Annotated in this window: 21 protein-coding genes; 9 read left to right on the top strand and 12 right to left on the bottom strand. The window is 57.7% G+C overall.

The window, feature by feature from the left end:
• Positions 1-62: 62 nt before the first annotated feature.
• The 6 genes from J3P84_RS00620 to J3P84_RS00595 form a co-directional block, all read right to left on the bottom strand.
• Positions 63-746 carry a hypothetical protein gene (locus J3P84_RS00620; RefSeq protein ID WP_434627004.1) on the bottom strand — a complete coding sequence of 228 codons (684 nt, stop codon included), beginning with the start codon at positions 744-746 and terminating at the stop codon, positions 63-65.
• On the bottom strand, positions 743-1,450 hold the full coding sequence (locus J3P84_RS00615) for a hypothetical protein (RefSeq protein WP_434627002.1): 708 nt from the start codon (positions 1,448-1,450) through the stop codon (positions 743-745). Before J3P84_RS00615 ends, J3P84_RS00620 begins: the two co-directional genes overlap by 4 nt.
• A complete protein-coding gene (locus J3P84_RS00610) occupies positions 1,447-2,109 on the bottom strand; it encodes a hypothetical protein (RefSeq protein WP_434627000.1) in 663 nt (220 codons plus the stop codon). The genes J3P84_RS00615 and J3P84_RS00610 overlap by 4 nt, the downstream gene beginning before the upstream one ends.
• A gap of 347 nt (positions 2,110-2,456) precedes the next feature.
• The gene (locus J3P84_RS00605; protein WP_434626998.1) at positions 2,457-2,699 is read right to left on the bottom strand and encodes a hypothetical protein; all 243 of its coding nucleotides are present in this window, start codon (positions 2,697-2,699) and stop codon (positions 2,457-2,459) included.
• Between the two features lie 12 nt (positions 2,700-2,711).
• The gene (locus tag J3P84_RS00600; protein ID WP_434602303.1) at positions 2,712-2,840 is read right to left on the bottom strand and encodes a hypothetical protein; all 129 of its coding nucleotides are present in this window, start codon (positions 2,838-2,840) and stop codon (positions 2,712-2,714) included.
• A gap of 8 nt (positions 2,841-2,848) precedes the next feature.
• Positions 2,849-3,190 (bottom strand): hypothetical protein, encoded by a 342-nt coding sequence (locus J3P84_RS00595; RefSeq protein ID WP_434626996.1) that lies wholly within the window; start codon positions 3,188-3,190, stop codon positions 2,849-2,851.
• Between the two features lie 454 nt (positions 3,191-3,644).
• Between J3P84_RS00595 and J3P84_RS00590 the strand changes: the two genes are divergently transcribed.
• The 5 genes from J3P84_RS00590 (at position 3,645) to J3P84_RS00570 (ending at position 8,648) form a co-directional block, all read left to right on the top strand.
• Complete coding sequence (locus J3P84_RS00590; protein ID WP_434626994.1) at positions 3,645-3,983, top strand: DUF6124 family protein; 339 nt, start codon at positions 3,645-3,647, stop codon at positions 3,981-3,983.
• 422 nt (positions 3,984-4,405) lie between these two features.
• Positions 4,406-5,293, top strand: coding sequence for a DUF2971 domain-containing protein (locus J3P84_RS00585; protein WP_434626992.1), 888 nt, complete (start codon positions 4,406-4,408; stop codon positions 5,291-5,293).
• Positions 5,294-5,930: 637 nt separating this feature from the next.
• Complete coding sequence (locus J3P84_RS00580) at positions 5,931-6,761, top strand: hypothetical protein (protein WP_434626990.1); 831 nt, start codon at positions 5,931-5,933, stop codon at positions 6,759-6,761.
• A gap of 193 nt (positions 6,762-6,954) precedes the next feature.
• On the top strand, positions 6,955-7,383 hold the full coding sequence (locus tag J3P84_RS00575; RefSeq protein ID WP_434626988.1) for a hypothetical protein: 429 nt from the start codon (positions 6,955-6,957) through the stop codon (positions 7,381-7,383).
• A gap of 644 nt (positions 7,384-8,027) precedes the next feature.
• Complete coding sequence (locus J3P84_RS00570; RefSeq protein ID WP_434626986.1) at positions 8,028-8,648, top strand: hypothetical protein; 621 nt, start codon at positions 8,028-8,030, stop codon at positions 8,646-8,648.
• Between the two features lie 294 nt (positions 8,649-8,942).
• Here the strand turns inward: J3P84_RS00570 and J3P84_RS00565 are convergent, their stop codons facing one another.
• The 5 genes from J3P84_RS00565 to def form a co-directional block, all read right to left on the bottom strand.
• A complete protein-coding gene (locus J3P84_RS00565) occupies positions 8,943-9,254 on the bottom strand; it encodes a tetratricopeptide repeat protein (RefSeq protein ID WP_434626984.1) in 312 nt (103 codons plus the stop codon).
• 177 nt (positions 9,255-9,431) lie between these two features.
• Complete coding sequence (gene trkA, locus J3P84_RS00560; protein WP_305497805.1) at positions 9,432-10,805, bottom strand: Trk system potassium transporter TrkA; 1,374 nt, start codon at positions 10,803-10,805, stop codon at positions 9,432-9,434.
• 23 nt (positions 10,806-10,828) lie between these two features.
• The gene (gene rsmB, locus J3P84_RS00555) at positions 10,829-12,139 is read right to left on the bottom strand and encodes a 16S rRNA (cytosine(967)-C(5))-methyltransferase RsmB (RefSeq protein WP_434626981.1); all 1,311 of its coding nucleotides are present in this window, start codon (positions 12,137-12,139) and stop codon (positions 10,829-10,831) included.
• On the bottom strand, positions 12,136-13,095 hold the full coding sequence (fmt, locus tag J3P84_RS00550; RefSeq protein WP_434626979.1) for a methionyl-tRNA formyltransferase: 960 nt from the start codon (positions 13,093-13,095) through the stop codon (positions 12,136-12,138). The genes rsmB and fmt overlap by 4 nt, the downstream gene beginning before the upstream one ends.
• 71 nt (positions 13,096-13,166) lie before the next feature.
• Positions 13,167-13,673 carry a peptide deformylase gene (def, locus tag J3P84_RS00545; RefSeq protein ID WP_305497802.1) on the bottom strand — a complete coding sequence of 169 codons (507 nt, stop codon included), beginning with the start codon at positions 13,671-13,673 and terminating at the stop codon, positions 13,167-13,169.
• Between the two features lie 156 nt (positions 13,674-13,829).
• Between def and J3P84_RS00540 the strand changes: the two genes are divergently transcribed.
• The 3 genes from J3P84_RS00540 (at position 13,830) to J3P84_RS00530 (ending at position 16,649) form a co-directional block, all read left to right on the top strand.
• Positions 13,830-14,855, top strand: coding sequence for a LysM peptidoglycan-binding domain-containing protein (locus tag J3P84_RS00540; protein WP_434626977.1), 1,026 nt, complete (start codon positions 13,830-13,832; stop codon positions 14,853-14,855).
• An 81-nt stretch (positions 14,856-14,936) separates the two neighbouring features.
• Positions 14,937-16,031 carry a DNA-processing protein DprA gene (dprA, locus tag J3P84_RS00535; protein ID WP_434626975.1) on the top strand — a complete coding sequence of 365 codons (1,095 nt, stop codon included), beginning with the start codon at positions 14,937-14,939 and terminating at the stop codon, positions 16,029-16,031.
• 60 nt (positions 16,032-16,091) lie between these two features.
• Positions 16,092-16,649 carry an L-threonylcarbamoyladenylate synthase gene (locus J3P84_RS00530; RefSeq protein WP_305497800.1) on the top strand — a complete coding sequence of 186 codons (558 nt, stop codon included), beginning with the start codon at positions 16,092-16,094 and terminating at the stop codon, positions 16,647-16,649.
• A gap of 135 nt (positions 16,650-16,784) precedes the next feature.
• Here J3P84_RS00530 and J3P84_RS00525 read toward each other — a convergent pair whose 3' ends face one another.
• Positions 16,785-17,762: an NADPH:quinone reductase gene (locus J3P84_RS00525; protein WP_434626973.1), complete on the bottom strand. Its 978-nt coding sequence runs from the start codon at positions 17,760-17,762 to the stop codon at positions 16,785-16,787.
• A 163-nt stretch (positions 17,763-17,925) separates the two neighbouring features.
• Between J3P84_RS00525 and hemF the strand changes: the two genes are divergently transcribed.
• On the top strand, positions 17,926-18,840 hold the full coding sequence (gene hemF, locus J3P84_RS00520) for an oxygen-dependent coproporphyrinogen oxidase (RefSeq protein ID WP_434570789.1): 915 nt from the start codon (positions 17,926-17,928) through the stop codon (positions 18,838-18,840).
• Positions 18,841-18,851: the final 11 nt, after the last annotated feature.

The following is an 18,851-nucleotide window of genomic DNA, read 5'->3' as shown; positions in this document are numbered from 1 at the left end:
GAAGCCAAAACCGGCCCAAAAGCGATTATCTGATGCCTATCAAGTCGGGTTAATCGATTCGCTCATACCGAAATGACGAAAAGCCCTTCGCTGTTCGTTGGGGCGCGAGCAGGTTTGTTCGGCTGCAAAGCCAGGATACTCGTGTCGTCCTCTACTTTTTGCAGAGCAACACCCAATTGTTGATGTTCGTACCAGTAACCATCGCTGCAAAGGACCAGACTGGCATCCGCGGGAAAGGGGATATTCTGGCATTCCGGAACGTAGAAGCGCTTTGCATTCAAAGAGCGGGTCAGCATATGGCGGTACTGCGAAGCCTCCGCGTATGAGGAAGGCCAAATGGGCTGCTGGCTCAGATCATGCGGACGGGTCAGCCAATCGATATGACCGCTGCTCTGGCGGATGCCGGCCCGGCAATCTCCCACGTGCAGGAGATACAGGTGCTGCAACCGCAGGTCGATAAGCGCGCAGCAGTAGCTGGCGACGGCATGCAGGTGCTGATGGCGCAGCTTATGCTGTTCGACGCGCATCACATCGAGCAGGCTGGCCGTACTCGGCGGCTCGTTGGCGACAAGTGCGTTTCTGACAATGATTTGGGCCCAGTGTCGCGCCAGGGCCTGACCCTCACCTCTCTCGGCTGCATCCACCAGCATTGCCAGCAGGAAGTGACCTTTTTGACCGACAGCGGCGGCATCATTGTTGCTTTGTGTCCGCCATCCTTGACGGCTGCTCCAGTCAATTTGCGTCAAGGACGGACTCCGGCCAGTGACTCCAGACGTTCGAACAACAAATTTTCTCGATCTGAATCGCCTCTAGATTGGGCGCTTACCGCATACTCGAAATTGTTATTGTCCAGCAACTTGGCGACTTCGTGGCTTATGTAAGTGCTGACCTCAACCTTGGCGCTCTGAATTTCGCCCAACAACTCGGAGCGCCCGTCGACCAAGTGGAGAATGTCCTCAATGTCTCGGCTGGTTAGCGCATCGCCACGGCCACGGCCTTTCCAAGCCTCCAGTTTGGTGGCTACAAAGTAGACGGGGCTGACCAGATTGATGGTGGTTTCCGCATCCAGCTCGTATGGCGTTGCAGTGGCCATGGCGTCTTTGTACCAACGATTGCTGAATCCGAGGGTGTCGTCGTCCGGCATGAAATCGACGCGCAACTCGCCCAGCTTCATAGCGCAGATCGGTAGGTCATCCCCCTCGTCGTTCGGGCTGAGCCGAAAGCCTCGCAGGGAAAGCTGTTCTTGTAAGCGTACGAAGCCTATCGCCCCCATAACATGCACGATCAGATCGACATCTTCCGTACTTCGGACCTGCTCGCGGGTGAAGTCATCGGTCAACAGCAGACCGGTGGTACAACCACCAACAAAGGTCATCTGCTGGCACATATCGGGCCCAAGGGCCTTGGCAACCTCTTTAAGCATGTCTCGCAGGACATTGAATACGGTCATCGAAACTCCAAGCGCTCTTGCAGGTTTTTTGCTGCCAGATTGCTTTCGCGTGGCTGGCCGAGGCGTACTGCGTCGACCAAGGCGAGTAGCGCGTACATTTCCGGGTCCCTTCTCGCCGCGTCGGGCGCTGTCTTGAACAGCGGTTCAACCTTCATGCCCATGGTGTTGCCGCGTGCGTATGACCAAACCAGCGGGTGCTCTCCAGCGCTGAGAAGCTGATTGGCCAGCACAGGGGCGGCAAAGCTGGTCGAAATGCCACGAGTCAGTTCGCTGGGTCGAACAGGAAAAACATATTTCACACCGTAAACGATGAACTCCAGCAGCGCTTTAGTATTGACCCTGGGAACATTTAGCTTGCGGTCGTTCCTGGCCAGACCAATGTCCATACAGTGTTTGAGCGAGCGGTTTATCTGAGTCTTGCTGATGCCAGTCTGCATCTCCAGAGAGCGGGCCGTATAGCGTGAAAGGCTGATGATTCCGACATCCTGATCCAGCTCTTCTTCCGTTGCTCCCAAAGGATCCTCTTCAAGGCTCTTCCAGTCTTTCCAGTCATGCGGCCAGGCAGCCATAGCCTTCCCGCGCAATTCGTGTCGTTGCAGACAAATTAATTTGAGGAGTACGCCAATGTCTTGACCTTTCATGTCTACCTCGAACCACATGTCCCGGATCCCGGGACTCGGGACAATTAGTTCATGTATTCATTTTGGAAGCAAGACGGCTTCTGGAAAAAAGCACTTCATTGCCTATCCAAGTCAGAAGCTCTCCTGCAAGGGCTGCGCGCGCAGTTGCGGGGAAACGGCGGGAAACGGGGACAGACCACGATTATGAGACAGTCCGATTACAGATGAGCCCAAATCGTGGTCTATCCCCGGTTTCTGCGCAAAAATACCAATACCTACAGAGAGATAGCTAACGCTAGCTAAGCTAGCTAGCTTTAGCTATACATCGCTAGCATTCCATAGGCGACCCAGATCTTTTCGGATGTGAGATCCGCCCTTTTTTCCACTCAGCCAACCTCCTCAAACCGCCGCCGCTTCGAGAACAATCCCATCCCTATCGCCACGGCAAAAACCGCCAGCAACCCCAGATCAAACCCCAACAAGCGCTTCTGACCTGCCACAAAGCAGCCAACCACACCCGCCGCCATCAACACCACGCCTAGCCACTTACGTAGCAGATAGGGCTTGAGGAATCGATCAAGAAGAAAGGACACCACCAAGGCAATGACCAATTGAGTAATTTCGGACATGTACGTCTCCGGTCAGGCCTTGATGATCAATGTCGAGAGGGTGCGTTGCGGGCCGATGCCGCCGTTGACCTGCGCCTCGATGCTGACCAGTACGTCGCCCGCATGGTAGGTAGGTAGAATTTGATTGGTATACGTGCGCACAGCCACCCCTACAGATGCCGCCATGTAAGGGGGGCCACGGCCTTGGCGGCGGAAGCGAAGGCCGCGGCTGCACGGGTGGCGATCGTGGTGCCCTGGGCGTTGAGGGCATCGCCCTGTTGTCGGGTCAGCGGCCTGGAGATGCCGATCATCATCACGCAAGGCAGGCCCCTGGCCTGCATCTTGTCGTATACCTCGACGACCTTGCTGTTGACTACATAGTGAGCGTGTTTTGCCTCGCCAAAATGCAGCTCGCGCAAGCGTCCACGTTCGCTGTCGGTGAGGGTGATCTGCGAGACGTTGAAGACGATCCCGTGATTACCCATGTATTGGAAAGTCCCTTCGAACTTCATCGCCCGTATCCTTTTGGGGTAAGGGGACAATTCTCTGAAACGGGGGGGGTTGGATTCAAATCATTTCGTGCTGCTGGATTGAGCAAAACAACCCACCTGCATCGCCAAAACACCCCTCTCCTACAGCCCCCGCCTACAACGCCCATCTAGCTACGCATCCTTGCGCCTTTGCCTACAACTACGCCAGAATCCGCCCGCTTGTGCGCCTTGCCCCTGGGTTCTATTGTCTTCCTGCCACTGCCCATCAGTGGTCGGGTTTAGTAGCCCGGTTAAGGATACGGTCGCATGAGTCTCATCAGTCGGGCATTGCCTGCACTCGATGGTGGCTGTGCGCATGGCGCCTTCGGGCGCGCCGGGTTTTCCGTTTTCCTACCGGTCTACTAACTTGCGCACAGCTGCCTCCCTTTCGTTTAGTAGCGAGACGGTAGCGGCTACTAACAAAGGAAACGTGAGCATGTTCAAAGAAACTCCGAACCAGCCAGAGGCTGGTTCCACCTCTACCTCCGCAAAATCCAAAGCCAAGCAACAAGACGAAACCACCGAACCGAAACCGGAAGAATCTCAAGACGACCTCAAACCGGGGCAGCTATTCACCGTCGTGAAAGGCCTCGATAACGAATGCCTGCTCGCCAACCTCAGCGAAACCCTGGCTTCGGCTGATGCCATGGTGAGTGATCTGGCGTTTGATCTGGATGGGACACGGCGTCATGTGGCGCTGGGGATTCAGCAGTTGATTGAGCTGAGTTCGTTGTTGGCGAATGAGGTGTTGAATAACGTGGAGCCGCGGCGGTAGTATTTTGTCCCAATGATAAAATCCGGCGTTCTGCGCCGGGTTTCTTTTTGCCTCTGCCCTTCGAGAATGACCGAAAACGGCCATAAGCAGACAGTGACGATGTATCGTGAGAAGCGATTATGATGGCAAACGTATTGGGCGTTCGAATCTCTCCTCCACCGCCACATTCTGTAAACCCAAACCCTGATTCCAAAAAAAACATCGGTGGCTTGTTTTTTTTATCCGAACAATAGCCCCATGGGACTGGCGCTCTATTCTGGAGCGAATGCTTAAATCTGGCTCATGAGCGTGAGAACCCGGCGCCGACAACCTCACCGAGGGCGCCTTATCTCAAGCAATAGAGGTATAGTCGCCCGATCCTTTAAATTGCTACAGCCATCCCGAACATACAACCGAATTCCTTGTAGAATCGGGATTAGGCGATGACCTACACTGTAGTATTTCGATATGAGCGTTCTGTCAAGGCTTGCATCACGAACTTGATCAATATCTATTATAAGGGGGGACAGATGTCAGCGACATTAGTGGGCGACCTCACTGGCGAAGAGGTTGTTTGGCGATACATCACTCTCGATAGACTTCTTAATCTTCTAGATGATAAGGCGCTATTTATGGCTACCTTAGGAACATATAACGCAAGCGATCCTTATGAGGGCTATCCTCCACCCGGAGTACTTAAAGTTATCAAGGATAAATGCCCGCCCTCCATGTATTGTTCAAGTGACGATAACGGTTCTGAAGATCTAAGTAATTTCAGAGTCTTTGCCAAGAGATTGTTCCAAGCGAGAGTAGTGTCTTGCTGGTATCAAGGTGATGATGAGTCCGAAGCAATGTGGAAATTGTATGGCGATACAGGAAAAGCAGTAGCAATCCGCACGACGGTTGGAAAACTTGCAGATGCACTTGGTGCTGATTTCGACGGTAAGATTGCAAGAGTTCGATACATCAGTTATACGCACGCAACGCAAAATGAATATGATGCAGTGATGAGCGCGTATGACCAAAAAGCGTTTCTTGACCCTATTTATAAGAGAAGCTCCTATGCTCATGAACGGGAAGTGCGAGCGTATATGCAAATTAAAGGAGCTAAGCTAGATGATATTGAAACTTTTAAGGCACACACCGCCCCTATTGACTGCGCCTCTTTGATTGATGGAATTGTAGTTTCGCCATTCTGCAGTGCTTCATATGTTAGAGCAGTTAAGGTTGTTGCTAGACAATTTGGATTCGAGGAAAGGGTTAGGCAATCGACTTTACTTTCTGATCTTGAGCCGATTTATTCGAGGATCGAATCTTCCAACATGGGCTGACGCGCTTCCGCAATCCGACACTAGACTTGTCCTGATTGACGAGCCTGGGATGATTCTGGACCTCGACCGCAGGTAGAAATATGGCGCCTAATGAAAGGAATTGAGAACCAGCCCGGTCGGCTCAATCCTCAAGGAGCTAGACCGATATAGATCAATGAGGCAGTGGAGGTGGTGGAAGAGCTGCACGTGGCGCAGGCCAATCTGCGTTTGGCTGACGGATGGAAACTCTTAACCGTTGTGCCCGGTTATGAACACCACCAAGCGCAGGCGGTTGCCTGCTATGTGCTGGGCAGGCCAGCGGAACATAAACGTAGCAGTAGCGACGCTGAATCTGCTTCCGGTGGTGAGTCCGGAAGCGGTTTTTTATGAGCGACAGCAATGAACCAGAAGTAGACTCTTAGCAAGCGCTGCTGGCCAGAAGCGACTCACCCATCCACCTCTAATACGGCATACACTGTTGCTGCTGTCCTAACCCAGAACGCCACCTTGTGGTTGTACGGCCTGAGTAACATAAATAGACTTCCAGAGAATGAAAAAAATCGAGATCACACAGGATGACCTAGACCAGGGCACCGAAAGATTCCATTTATACATGCTTTATGTAAAACATCGGATAGCCGGACTAGCGGACCCCAGAATGGCGGTATTCACCGCTATAGATACCATCCAAAAAGATGGCTATAGAATAATTTTCGGTTCGTACCCAGATAGTGCCGGTAAAAATGTTAGTAATTGGATTGACGAGCATTATGGAGACAGAAGTCATATTTCCTATTGCTTTCCTTCCATAGCTTGTGAGATTGACGGCAGCGCGTATTTACTGAGAATGCCCTTGCTGCGCGTAGATGAAATACCGTTGACCCAAGCAGTGATTGATATCACAGAAAGTAGTGCTTCTTCAATTTCTTCGAAAAGACATTCGCATTTGGAGCAAGAATATACGGATTTTTATAACGCTCTATACAATATTAGTGTTTTCAATCCTGCGAGCATTATTCACCTGAGCGCTACGGCCAACTATATTCTTCACAGCAAGGCTACTTATGCCCTTGCTCGGTGGGAAAGTCTTTCATTTGTGGAAAAAACCATGAAAGAGATCCTGCGTGCATTCGACATTAAAATGAGCGGGGCGGATGGCCACGACATTCAAGGCGCATTACACACTGAATGGAAAAATGCCGGCCTACCCGCATTGCCGGAAGCGCTACTATCGGATGTTATGTGCACGACTGCGATGAGGTATCAAGAAACACCTCAACCGTTCGCGGCCACGCTAAAAGCGCATCATTCCTCAGTACGGTTAGGAGCAATAATCTCAAAGCAAAAACAAGCCATGCCACACATAGAAAACGAATTTAAATTTAAAATAAAAGACATGTCTCTAGATCCATGCTTACATATTGCTCGTTTGGTCAAAGCCATTGATCCATTGGCTGGAAACTCTCCAAAGGTTCGCCTCATACGTTAAACTGTCCACTTTCGACCAAAAGCGGACGTTCTGTATTTAAGAAATCCGGGGCGATTCAAACGACTGATTGTAGATATTGGTTGCTCCATGATTCTCTACCGGTCATTGCTTTACTGGTAAATCAGCGCTGGGGCAGCTACGGGGCGGCGTAGTATCATCCTAATGCGTACCGACGCCCTCGGAGCCAATTCACATGGACATGATCCGGTTCAACGATTTTTACCTCCGCCTCTATAGGGCCAACCTTGAGCAGGATGGTAAGGCCTTGCTGGGCGAGTTCTATGCCCTCTGGCGCGAGGCGGAAACCTCCGGAGTTGAGGCCGATACCCTGGTAGATGGAGCAAAGAACTGCCTCCATCGAGTTGCGTCTACTGACTTGTTTGTCCTGGCTGCCTGCGAATGGATCGGTGACAAAGGCCACTACAGGCTGAGCAAAGCGTTGGTGCACGAGGTCAGCGTCCAGTACCTCCAACATCCTAAGTTGGTAAGGTTCGCGCTGTCCGGGGTCACAGAGGCATCCACCTGCGCTGTGGCCCGCCGATTATGTGCGCTGAATGTGTCTGTACCAGTATCACTTGGCTGGGTGCTGAGCTTGAACCAAGACCTACCCCCAGCGCTCTGATTTCTGCAACGACCTGTGTGGCCATCGATTTTTTTGCGACAGAGTAAAGCAGAGCCCTCACCGCTTACTCAGTCAACTCCTGCCAAGCACCTGGACGAAAGGCTGCCTGCCGAAAGCAGCGCCTTGGAAGCACTGCTCTACCTCACTGAGCTACAGATGTCATCGGAAATGCGGTGGAGCTTCAGCTATCTTCGCCGGAATGAGAGTCGGGCGGTGACGGAGAAGGCTCACGGCGAATCCCTTCTCGAAATGTTCATGACCGCAAAGCATTTCAAGTATTCCAACCGAGTATCAATGGAATATCAGAACGATCACCAGAAATAAGATAGCGGATTTATTTTATTTAATCCGCCCACCTTATCCGCTCTATCAATCTGCTCGAGCTGCTTCCGCTTTACAAATAACCCCATCCTCAACGCCAAGGCCAGGACCGACAGCGGGGAAACGGGGGACAGGAAACCGGGGGCAGGCCACGATTATGAGACAGTCCGATTACAGATGAGTCCAAATCGTGGTCTGTCCCGGTTTCCCTTGGCGAAACAAATCGAGGCCATAGTGCCTAACAAGCGGTTCAAATCGTTTGCTTCGCGCACTGGGACGATCTAGAGTTTACCCCTTTACCAAATAGTCTATGGAGACACCGAGTGGAGCAGCTATCCCTAACTGGCAATAGAACCCCACTGTATCCACAAACAGTAAGAAAAATAGAGATTCTCGACAACTCTATTTTTGAAAGAATCCAAAAGTGGCGAATGTTTCCTGCGCTATGGGAGCTAGAAACAGAAGACTTCTATGGCAAGAAAATATCGTACAAGGGTATAAAATATTCCGGTTCTCCTGAAAGGGTATTTTGGGGCTATTTTCAGCCATTTTTTAACCATGAGATACCAAAAGCACTTTCCGAGATAGAAAGAGAGTGTATTAAGAAAAACCTTCCCCCTGAAGAATTTTTAACGGAGGGCGCTGACCTTCTGAAAATTATGGTTAGCCGTTTATGGAAAGAAATTGCAGCAACGCACCAAGCTCTAAAAGGGGATGGCTTCCCTAAAAACGAAGATTTACGTGACATGTCTGACACCATCAGCGCAGCTAAAGAAACAATTGACTCTGAAGTAGTAGCTCTACTCCTCAGAGGTACACCAGCACATCAAGAAAACCACTCATCTCCAGATGACATATTGGAAATAAAACCTAACTTCATGGGTGTCGGCATTAATTTTAATGCGGTAGCGCGCTGGGCAAGGCGTAAGTGGAGAGGCAAATAGTTGGTTAGGGAAAGGGACTTGGAAAGCGGACATATTTATTTACTGCGCTGATGGGCTGCTTCTGGCCGAAAGCAGATATCTATTAAGAAGAAGCCTTTGTTAGTTCCGATATATACCGGCCAAACTGCATGACTGTTTGGGGCCGCTGCGCAGCCCAGCGGGGATAAATCCCCTCACCACAGGGTTTTGTGTGTTGGCTGTTTGGCGGTCTGGTATTGAGAACGCGGTGGGGCTTTTTTGTGAGTGCTGCGCACTCAAGCGGGAGCAAGCTCCCTCGCCACAGGTGCGTGGCGTTCAGGAATGGCGATCCAGTTTCTTGAGGAACACAGTCATTTCCTTTTCCGCCTGCTTGTCACCATGAGCCCGGGCGGCTTCCAGGCCTTGTTCCCAGGCTTGACGGGCTGCCGCTACATCGCCTTGGCCTTGATGAGCCTTGCCCAGTAGCTTCCAAGCTGCCGAATACTTGGGATCGAATTCGACGCAGCGTTGGAGGTGTTCGGCGGCGCGGGGGAATTCGCCTAGGTCGAGGTAGCCTTTGCCGAGGCCGAAGCGGAGAAGGGAGTTGTCCACGCCCTTGGCGAGCATTTTTTCCAGGGAGTCGAGCATGGGGGCGTCCTTATCGGTTGGGTCAGGGGTTGAGCGGTTGGCTGGCGGATAGCTTTCGCGAGCAGGCTCGCTCCCACAGAGGATCTCCGTCGCCCACAGACGCTGTGAACAACACGGCCCCTTGGTGGGAGCGAGCCTGCTCGCGATGAGGCCAGTAGCCTCACCGCAAACGCTGGATCAGAAAAAGCTCAACCCGACATGGAACAGCTTCTCGACATCACGAATGTGCTTCTTGTCCACGAGGAACAGGATCACATGGTCGCCGGTCTGGATGGTGGTGACGTCGTGGGCGATCAGCACCTGTTCGTCGCGGATGATTGCGCCGATGGTGGTGCCGGGCGGCAGGCCGATGTCGCGGATGGCTTTGCCGATCACTTTGCTCGACTTGGCATCGCCATGGGCGATCGCCTCGATGGCCTCTGCCGCGCCGCGGCGCAGGGAGTGCACGCTGACGATGTCGCCGCGGCGCACGTGGGCGAGCAAGGTGCCGATGGTTGCCAGTTGCGGGCTGATGGCGATGTCGATGTCGCCGCCCTGGATCAGGTCGACGTAGGCCGGGTTGTTGATGATGGTCATGACCTTCTTCGCACCCAGGCGTTTGGCGAGCAACGAGGACATGATGTTGGCTTCGTCGTCGTTGGTCAGGGCGAGGAAGATGTCGGCATCGGCGATGTTTTCTTCCAGCAGCAGGTCGCGGTCCGAGGCGCTGCCCTGTAGCACCACGGTGCTGTCGAGGGTGTCCGAGAGGTAGCGGCAGCGCGCCGGGTTCATCTCGATGATCTTGACCTGGTAACGGCTTTCGATGGCTTCGGCCAGGCGCTCGCCGATCTGCCCGCCGCCGGCGATGACGATGCGCTTGTAGTTCTCGTCGAGACGGCGCATTTCGCTCATGACTGCGCGAATATTCGCCTTGGCGGCGATGAAAAATACCTCATCGTCCGCTTCGATCACCGTGTCGCCCTGGGGCAGGATCGGTCGGTCACGGCGGAAAATCGCCGCGACTCGGGTTTCGACATTGGGCATGTGTTCGCGCAACTGACGCAGTTGCTGGCCCACCAGCGGCCCGCCGTAGTAGGCCTTGACCGCCACCAGCTGGGCCTTGCCCTCGGCGAAGTCGATCACCTGCAACGCGCCGGGATGCTCGATCAGGCGCTTGATGTAGTTGGTCACCACCTGCTCGGGGCTGATCAGCACGTCCACCGGAATCGCTTCGTTGTCGAACAGGTCGGCGCGAGTCAGGTAGGCCGCTTCACGCACCCGGGCGATTTTGGTCGGGGTGTGGAACAGCGTGTGGGCGACCTGGCAGGCGACCATGTTGGTTTCGTCGCTGTTGGTCACGGCCACCAGCATGTCGGCGTCGTCGGCGCCGGCCTGGCGCAGCACGGTGGGCAAGGAGCCACGCCCTTGCACGGTGCGGATGTCGAGACGGTCGCCGAGGTCGCGCAGGCGCTCGCCGTCGGTGTCGACCACAGTGATGTCGTTGGCCTCGCTGGCCAGATGTTCTGCCAGCGAACCGCCGACTTGCCCTGCACCGAGGATGATGATTTTCATCCAGCCACTCCTATCGAATCGGTTTAACCGCGTGCGGCGGCAATCTTGATCAACTTGGCGTAATAGAACCCGTCATGCCCGCCCTCCTGGGCCAGCAACTGGCGGCCATGGGGCTGCTTGATGCCGGCCTGGGTGGCGATGTCCAACTCCCGTGCACCCGGCGTGCGGGCGAGGAATGCTTCGATCACCTCGGTGTTCTCGGTCGGCAAGGTCGAGCATGTGGCGTACAGCAGCATGCCGCCGACTTCGAGGGTCAGCCACAGGGCGTCGAGCAGTTCCCCTTGCAGTTGCGCCAACGGGGCGATGTCGTCCGCCTGACGGGTGAGCTTGATGTCCGGATGTCGGCGGATGACGCCAGTGGCCGAGCAAGGCGCGTCCAGCAGGATGCGCTGGAATGGCTTGCCGTCCCACCAGGCGGCGGTGTCGCGGCCATCGGCGGCGAACAGCTCGGCATCCAGGCCCAGGCGCGCGAGGTTTTCCTTCACCCGCACCAGGCGCTTGGCTTCCAGGTCCACCGCCACCACACCGGCCAGTTTTGGCTCGGCCTCAAGGATGTGGCAAGTCTTGCCGCCCGGGGCGCAACAGGCGTCCAGCACCCGTTGGCCCGGCGCAAGTTCCAGCAAGTCGGCGGCCAGCTGCGCGGCTTCGTCCTGGACGCTGATCCAGCCGTCGGCGAAACCTGGCAGGGCACGGACGTCGCCCGGGGTTTCCAGGACGATGCCGTCGCGGCTGTATTGGCACGGGATGGCCGGGATGCCGGCTTCGCCCAGCAAGGCCAGATACGCATCACGGGTGTGATGACGGCGGTTGACCCGCAGGATCATCGGCGGATGGGCATTGTTGGCCGCGCAGATGGCTTCCCACTGGTCAGGCCAGAAGGCTTTCAGGGATTTCTGCAGCCAGCGCGGGTGGGCAGTGCGCACCACCGGGTCATGTTCCAGTTCCGCCAGCAGGGTTTCGCTTTCCCGCTGTGCGCGGCGCAGCACGGCATTGAGCAGCGCCTTCGCCCACGGTTTTTTCAGTTTGTCGGCGCAACCCACGGTTTCGCCGATAGCGGCGTGGGCCGGAACGCGGGTGTAGAGCAATTGGTAGAGCCCCACCAGCAGCAGCGCCTCGACGTCGGCATCGGCCGCCTTGAACGGCTTCTGCAGCAGCTTGGCCGCCAGGGCCGACAACCGTGGTTGCCAGCGGGCGGTGCCGAACGCCAGGTCCTGGGTGAAACCGCGATCACGGTCTTCGACCTTGTCCAGTTGGGTCGGCAGGGAACTGTTGAGCGAAGCCTTGCCGCCGAGGACGGCGGCCAGTGCCTTGGCGGCGGCCAGACGCGGATTCATGAAGCGTCCGCCGCTTGGCCGAGGAAGGTGCCGACGGCGAATTTTTCACGGCGGCTGTTGAACAGATCGCTGAAGCCCAGTGCCTTGCCGCCGGGCAATTGCAGGCGCGTCAGGCACAGCGCCTGATCGCCACAGGCGACGATGAGGCCGTCTTTGCTGGCGCCGAGGATTTCACCCGGTGCGCCCTTCCCTTCGGCGCGGCTGGCGGCCAGGATTTTCACGGCTTCGCCGTTCAACGTGCTGTGGCAGACCGGCCAAGGGTTGAAGGCGCGCACCAGGCGTTCCAGTTCGACAGCCGGGCGGCTCCAGTCGATGCGGGCTTCGTCCTTGTTCAATTTGTGCGCGTACGTGGCGAGGCTGTCATCCTGCACTTCGCCCTGCAAAGTGCCGGCAGCCAGGCCCGCGATGGCCTCGACCACGGCCGGCGGGCCAATCAGCGCGAGGCGATCATGCAGGCTGCCACCCGTGTCTTCAGCGCCGATAGGCGTGCTCACCTTGAGCAGCATCGGCCCAGTGTCCAGGCCGGCCTCCATGCGCATCACGGTCACGCCGCTCTCGGCATCGCCGGCCTGCACGGCGCGCTGGATCGGCGCCGCACCGCGCCAGCGCGGCAACAGCGACGCGTGGCTGTTGATGCAGCCCAGACGCGGGATATCCAGCACCACTTGCGGCAGGATCAAGCCGTAGGCGACCACTACCATCAAGTCTGGCTTCAGCGCGGCCAGTTCGGCCTGGGCTTGCGCATCGCGCAGCGTCGGCGGCTGCAACACTTGCAGGCCATTCTCTAGAGCCAGTTGCTTGACCGGGCTGGGCATCAGTTTCTGTCCACGACCGGCAGGGCGATCCGGCTGGGTATAGACCGCGACGATTTCATGAGGGCTGGCCAGCAGGGCCTTGAGGTGTTCAGCGGCAAATTCGGGGGTGCCGGCAAAGACGATGCGCAGTGGCTCAGTCATGGGAAGCTCTCAATTACAAAGCAATCGCAAAAAGAAAAAGGCTTGCCGCGGCAAGCCTTTGAAGAAGGGCATCAAGCGTTCTGGCGATGAATCTTTTCCAGTTTTTTCTTGATCCGGTCACGCTTGAGATTAGACAGGTAATCGACGAACAGCTTGCCATTGAGGTGGTCGCATTCGTGCTGGATACACACCGCCAGCAGGCCTTCGGCGATCAGCTCGTAAGGCTTGCCGTCACGGTCCAGGGCCTTGATCCTGACCTTCTGCGGACGGTCGACGTTTTCGTAGAAGCCCGGCACCGAAAGGCAGCCTTCCTGGTACTGCTCCATCTCGTCGGTCAGGGTTTCGAACTCGGGGTTGATGAACACCCGCGGCTCGCTGCGGTCTTCGGAGAGGTCCATTACAACGATGCGCTTGTGCACGTTGACCTGGGTCGCGGCGAGGCCGATGCCGGGCGCCTCATACATTGTTTCAAACATGTCATCGACCAACTGGCGCACTTCGTCGTCCACTACGGCCACCGGTTTGGCGATGGTGCGCAGGCGCGGGTCCGGAAATTCGAGAATGTTCAAAATGGCCATAAGCTTGATAAATGCACGTGTGAAGTAAGGTCGGGTGGCTGGCCTGGCGTGTCTTGGAATGCAGGCTACCGTTGTAAAACGTTGCTCCTTGAATCGGAGCGAGCCACGGGGGCTCTGGCGTTTTACGCGAACGCACATAATAAAGGGATTCACCGCATGAGGAAATCACTACTCGCCCTGCTGCTCCTGGCCTCGGCCGGTATCGCGCACGGGCAAGTGCAACTTCGGGAAGGTTTTCCGCAGCAATACACGGTGGTTCCAGGGGATACGCTGTGGGACATTTCCGGTAAATACCTGCGCGAACCCTGGAAATGGCCCGAGCTGTGGCAGGCCAACCCGCAGATTGAAAACCCGCACCTGATCTACCCCGGCGACACCCTGTCGCTGATCTACGTCAACGGCCAGCCGCGCCTGACCCTCAATCGCGGTGCCTCGCGCGGCACCATCAAACTGTCGCCGCGAATCCGCAGCTCGCCGGTGGCAGACGCCATTCCGAGCATCCCGCTCCAGGCCATCAACAGCTTCCTGCTGAGCAACCGCATCGTCGACACGGCGGAGGATTTCAACAAGGCGCCCTACGTCGTCGCAGGCGATGCCGAACGAGTGCTCAGCGGCACCGGCGACCGGATCTTCGCCCGCGGCACCTTCGATGCGAGCCAGTCGGCCTACGGCATCTTCCGCCAGGGCAAAGTCTACACCGACCCCGAAACCAAGGAATTTCTCGGGATCAATGCCGACGACATCGGCAGCGGCGAGATCGTCGCCACCGAAGGCGACGTCACCACCCTGGCCCTGCAGCGCACCACGCAGGAGGTGCGCCTCGGCGATCGGCTGTTCAGCGGTGAAGAACGCTCAATCAATTCGACCTTCATGCCCAGCGCGCCAAAATCGGACATCAACGGGTTGATCCTCGATGTGCCCCGGGGCGTGACCCAGATCGGCGCGATGGACGTGGTCACCCTGAACAGGGGGCGCCGTGACGGATTGGCCGAAGGCAACGTCCTGGCGGTCATGAAGACCGGTGAAACAGTGCGCGACCGCATCACCGGCGCCCCGGTGAAGATTCCCGACGAACGTGCCGGCCTGCTGATGGTGTTCCGCACCTACGACAAGCTCAGCTATGGCCTGGTGCTGTACGCCTCGCGCTCGCTGGCAATCCTCGACAAGGTGCGCAATCCGTAACGGGTCTCACAAGTTACCAACAGAGTTATCCACAACTTGTTCCCGTTTGTACGGGGCTTATGACGATCAAGGATTGATCACATGCCATTGCCTGAATCCGCTTCGGTTCCGCCCGCGGAACTGGAGGCCCGTCTGCGCTTGCATCGCTTGCCGGAACTGGGACCCAAACGTTTCATGACCCTCATGGAAGCCTTCGGCTCGGCCTCCAAAGCCATCAGCGCCCCGCCCAGCGCATGGCGAGCGCTGGGGTTGCCGGCGCAGTGCGCCGAGGCCCGACGCGCGCCGGAAATACGTGATGGCGCGGCCCGTGCATTAGCCTGGCTAGAGGGTCCGGCCCACTGTCTATTGATGTGGGACCAGCCCGACTACCCGGCGTTGCTGGCGCAGATCTGCGACGCGCCGCCGCTTCTGTTCGTTGCCGGCGACACCTCGATTCTGGAGAAACCGCAATTGGCGATGGTCGGCAGTCGTCGCGCCTCGCGTCCCGGCATGGACACCGCGGCGGCATTTTCCCGGAGCCTGGCCGGAGCTGGATTTGTCATCACCAGCGGTCTGGCCTTGGGTATCGACGCGGCCGCGCATCAGGCTGCGCTGGATGTCGGCGGGCAGACAATCGGTGTGCTGGGCACGGGCCTGGAAAATTTTTATCCACAGCGCAATCGTCGGCTGGCAGAAGCGATGATTGCCCAGGGCAGCGCGGTACTGTCGGAGTTCCCCCTTGACGCGCCACCCCACGCCAGCAACTTCCCGCGCCGCAATCGGATTATCAGCGGTTTGTCCCTTGGCGTGCTGGTGGTCGAGGCCAGCGTCGCCAGTGGCTCGCTGATTACCGCGCGCCTGGCGGCGGAACAGGGTCGTGAGGTGTATGCCATTCCGGGGTCGATTCACCATCCCGGCGCCCGGGGCTGCCATCAACTGATCCGTGACGGCGCGGCGCTGGTGGAAACCGTGGAGCACATCCTCGAAGCGCTACGCGGTTGGCAACGCTTACCCTTCAGCGCCGAGCCTGTCCCCGTGACGCATCCGCTGTTGCGCCTGCTGCACGCCGCGCCGCAGACCAGCGAAGCACTGGCCGACGCCAGCGGCTGGGGCTTGTCCAAGGTCCTGGCGGCACTGACCGACCTCGAAATGGACGGAAGGGCTGCGTGCGAGCATGGACGCTGGTTTGCTCGCTAGGTTTTATGAGGAAGATCGGTAAACTGCGCACAGCCTTATTTGCGTTGCGGAGAATCTTTCATGGTCAACAGTTGGCGTGTGCAACAAGCCGCGCGAGAAATTCGCGCCGGGGCGGTGATTGCCTATCCAACCGAAGCGGTCTGGGGCCTGGGTTGCGACCCGTGGAACGAAGATGCGGTGGAGCGTCTGTTGGCGATCAAGTCCCGACTGCCCGACAAGGGACTGATACTGGTGGCCGACAATATCCACCAGTTCGATTTCCTGTTCGAGGATTTCCCCGAGACCTGGATGGATCGCATGGCCAGCACTTGGCCTGGGCCGAACACCTGGCTGGTCCCGCACCAGAACCTGTTGCCGGAATGGATTACCGGCGTGCACGACACCGTCGCGCTACGGGTCAGCGATCATCCGATCGTGCGCGACCTGTGTTCGCTGGTCGGCCCGCTTGTCTCTACCTCGGCAAACCCCCAGGGGCGCCCGGCGGCACGCACGCGGATCCGCGTGGAGCAGTATTTCCGCGGGCAGATCGACCTGGTGCTCGGCGGCAACCTGGGCGGGCGTCGGAACCCGAGCGTGATCCGTGACCTGGCGACCGGCAAGGTGGTGCGGCCGGACTGATTTTTTATCAGCGCACAATCAACTGTGGGAGCGAGCCTGCTCGCGAAGGCGGTGTATCAGTCAACATTGATGTTGGCTGACTTGACGCCTTCGCGAGCAGGCTCGCTCCCACAGGTTCTTTTAGCGACCTCTCGATCAAGGCAGGAGGATGGTCGACCCCGTCGTGCGCCGCGCCGACAATTCGGTATGGGCCTTGGCCGCTTCCGCCAGCGGATAACGCTGGTTGATATCCACGGTAAGCTTGCCGCTGGCGATCATGGCGAATAGCTCATCGGCCATGTGCTGGAGGTTTTCCGAGTTATTGGCGTAGGTCGCCAGAGTCGGGCGGGTGACGTACAGCGAGCCCTTGGCCGAGAGGATCCCCAGGTTCACGCCCTCCACCGCGCCGGAGGCATTGCCAAAGCTCACCACCAGGCCACGGGGAGCCGTGCAATCCAGGGAGGTCAGCCAGGTGTCCTTACCGACGCTGTCGTACACCACCGGGACCTTCTTGCCGTCAGTCAATTCCAGTACACGCTGTACGACGTTTTCCTTGCTGTAGTCGATCACTTCCCAGGCGCCGTGGGATTTTGCGATAGCGGCTTTTTCCGCCGAGCTGACGGTGCCGATCAGCTTCACGCCCAGGGCCTTGGCCCATTGGCAGGCCAGCGAGCCCACGCCACCGGCGGCGGCATGGAACAGGATGGTTTCGCCGCCCTTGAGCTCGTAGGTCTGGCGCAGCAGGTATTGCACGGTCAGGCCCTTGAGCATCACCCCGGCGGCCTGTTCGAAACTGATGGATTCGGGCAAGTGGACCAGATTGGCCTCGGGCAACACATGCACATCGCTGTAGGCCCCCAGCGGACCGCTGCCATAGGCCACGCGGTCACCGACCTTGAAGCGCGTGACGTCCGCGCCGACGGCCTCGACCACGCCGGCACCCTCGGCACCGAGTCCCGATGGCAGCGCCGGTGGCGGGTAAAGCCCGCTGCGATAATAGGTGTCGATGAAGTTCAGGCCGATCGCCTTGTTGCTGACGCGAACCTGCTGCGGACCGGGCTCGGCCGGCTGGTATTCGACGTACTCAAGCACGTCCGGGCCGCCGTGGGCGCTGAACTGGATACGTTTGGCCATCTTCGCTCTCTCCTTATCGTGGGACTTTTTACCAAGCCTGCTATCGGACTCCTAAGCTTGATCTCCGTCAACTGTGGCGTGGGCGGATGCGGTGTTATCCTGTGCGCCCATTTGCCGGCGGCCCTTGTACGCCGCGCAGCGTAGCCCTGATCAAGGTGATGTCATGACTACTCGCACCGAGGCCGTGAAAGCCTATCTGCTCGACCTGCAAGACCGCATCTGCGCCGCCCTGGAAACCGAGGACGGTGGCACTCGCTTCGTCGAGGACGCCTGGACCCGACCTGCCGGCGGTGGCGGGCGCACCCGAGTGATTGAAAACGGTACGGTCATCGAGAAGGGCGGCGTCAACTTTTCCCACGTCTTTGGCAGCGGTCTCCCACCCTCGGCCAGCGCCCACCGGCCGGAGCTGGCCGGGCGCGGCTTCGAGGCCCTGGGTGTGTCGCTGGTGATCCACCCGCACAATCCCCACGTGCCTACGTCCCACGCCAACGTACGCTTTTTCATCGCCGAAAAAGAAGGCGAAGAGCCGGTCTGGTGGTTTGGCGGCGGTTTCGACCTGACCCCTTACTACGGCGTGGAAGAAGATTGCGTGCATTGGCACCGCGTCGCCCAGCAAGCCTGCGAGCCCTTCGGCCCGGAGGTCTATTCGCGCTACAAGGCCTGGTGCGACAGCTATTTCCACATCAAGCATCGCAACGAACCGCGCGGCATCGGCGGTCTGTTTTTTGATGACCTGAACGAGTGGGACTTCGATACCAGCTTCGCCTTCATGCGCGCCATCGGCGACGCCTACATCGATGCCTACCTGCCTATCGTGCGGCGGCGCAAACACGACCCGTTCACCGCCGCGCAACGACAATTCCAGGAGTTCCGCCGTGGGCGCTACGTGGAATTCAACCTGGTCTATGACCGTGGCACCCTGTTCGGCCTGCAATCGGGCGGGCGTACCGAGTCGATCCTGATGTCGCTGCCACCGCAGGTCCGCTGGAGCTACGACTGGAAAGCCGAGCCGGGCAGCGAAGAGGCGCGGCTGACCGATTATTTCCTGCAGGATCGCGATTGGCTGGCTACGGCCTGAATGGGGAAAGG

The organism is Pseudomonas sp. Z1-29, from assembly GCF_051131995.1.
In the GTDB taxonomy this organism is placed as follows: domain Bacteria; phylum Pseudomonadota; class Gammaproteobacteria; order Pseudomonadales; family Pseudomonadaceae; genus Aquipseudomonas.
Note: the sequence above shows the minus strand (reverse complement) of the source record. Positions and strands in the feature narration are given on the sequence as shown.

Excerpts from the sequence above, each read along its gene's own strand:
- J3P84_RS00615 (WP_434627002.1), bottom strand. The coding sequence starts at position 1,450 with ATGACCGTATTCAATGTCCTGCGAGACATGCTTAAAGAGGTTGCCAAG.
- J3P84_RS00610 (WP_434627000.1), bottom strand. The coding sequence starts at position 2,109 with ATGTGGTTCGAGGTAGACATGAAAGGTCAAGACATTGGCGTACTCCTC.
- J3P84_RS00605 (WP_434626998.1), bottom strand. The coding sequence starts at position 2,699 with ATGTCCGAAATTACTCAATTGGTCATTGCCTTGGTGGTGTCCTTTCTT.
- J3P84_RS00595 (WP_434626996.1), bottom strand. The coding sequence starts at position 3,190 with ATGAAGTTCGAAGGGACTTTCCAATACATGGGTAATCACGGGATCGTC.
- J3P84_RS00590 (WP_434626994.1), top strand. The coding sequence starts at position 3,645 with ATGTTCAAAGAAACTCCGAACCAGCCAGAGGCTGGTTCCACCTCTACC.
- J3P84_RS00585 (WP_434626992.1), top strand. The coding sequence starts at position 4,406 with ATGACCTACACTGTAGTATTTCGATATGAGCGTTCTGTCAAGGCTTGC.
- J3P84_RS00580 (WP_434626990.1), top strand. The coding sequence starts at position 5,931 with ATGGCGGTATTCACCGCTATAGATACCATCCAAAAAGATGGCTATAGA.
- J3P84_RS00575 (WP_434626988.1), top strand. The coding sequence starts at position 6,955 with ATGGACATGATCCGGTTCAACGATTTTTACCTCCGCCTCTATAGGGCC.
- J3P84_RS00565 (WP_434626984.1), bottom strand. The coding sequence starts at position 9,254 with ATGCTCGACTCCCTGGAAAAAATGCTCGCCAAGGGCGTGGACAACTCC.
- trkA (WP_305497805.1), bottom strand. The coding sequence starts at position 10,805 with ATGAAAATCATCATCCTCGGTGCAGGGCAAGTCGGCGGTTCGCTGGCA.
- rsmB (WP_434626981.1), bottom strand. The coding sequence starts at position 12,139 with ATGAATCCGCGTCTGGCCGCCGCCAAGGCACTGGCCGCCGTCCTCGGC.
- fmt (WP_434626979.1), bottom strand. The coding sequence starts at position 13,095 with ATGACTGAGCCACTGCGCATCGTCTTTGCCGGCACCCCCGAATTTGCC.
- def (WP_305497802.1), bottom strand. The coding sequence starts at position 13,673 with ATGGCCATTTTGAACATTCTCGAATTTCCGGACCCGCGCCTGCGCACC.
- J3P84_RS00540 (WP_434626977.1), top strand. The coding sequence starts at position 13,830 with ATGAGGAAATCACTACTCGCCCTGCTGCTCCTGGCCTCGGCCGGTATC.
- dprA (WP_434626975.1), top strand. The coding sequence starts at position 14,937 with ATGCCATTGCCTGAATCCGCTTCGGTTCCGCCCGCGGAACTGGAGGCC.
- J3P84_RS00530 (WP_305497800.1), top strand. The coding sequence starts at position 16,092 with ATGGTCAACAGTTGGCGTGTGCAACAAGCCGCGCGAGAAATTCGCGCC.
- J3P84_RS00525 (WP_434626973.1), bottom strand. The coding sequence starts at position 17,762 with ATGGCCAAACGTATCCAGTTCAGCGCCCACGGCGGCCCGGACGTGCTT.
- hemF (WP_434570789.1), top strand. The coding sequence starts at position 17,926 with ATGACTACTCGCACCGAGGCCGTGAAAGCCTATCTGCTCGACCTGCAA.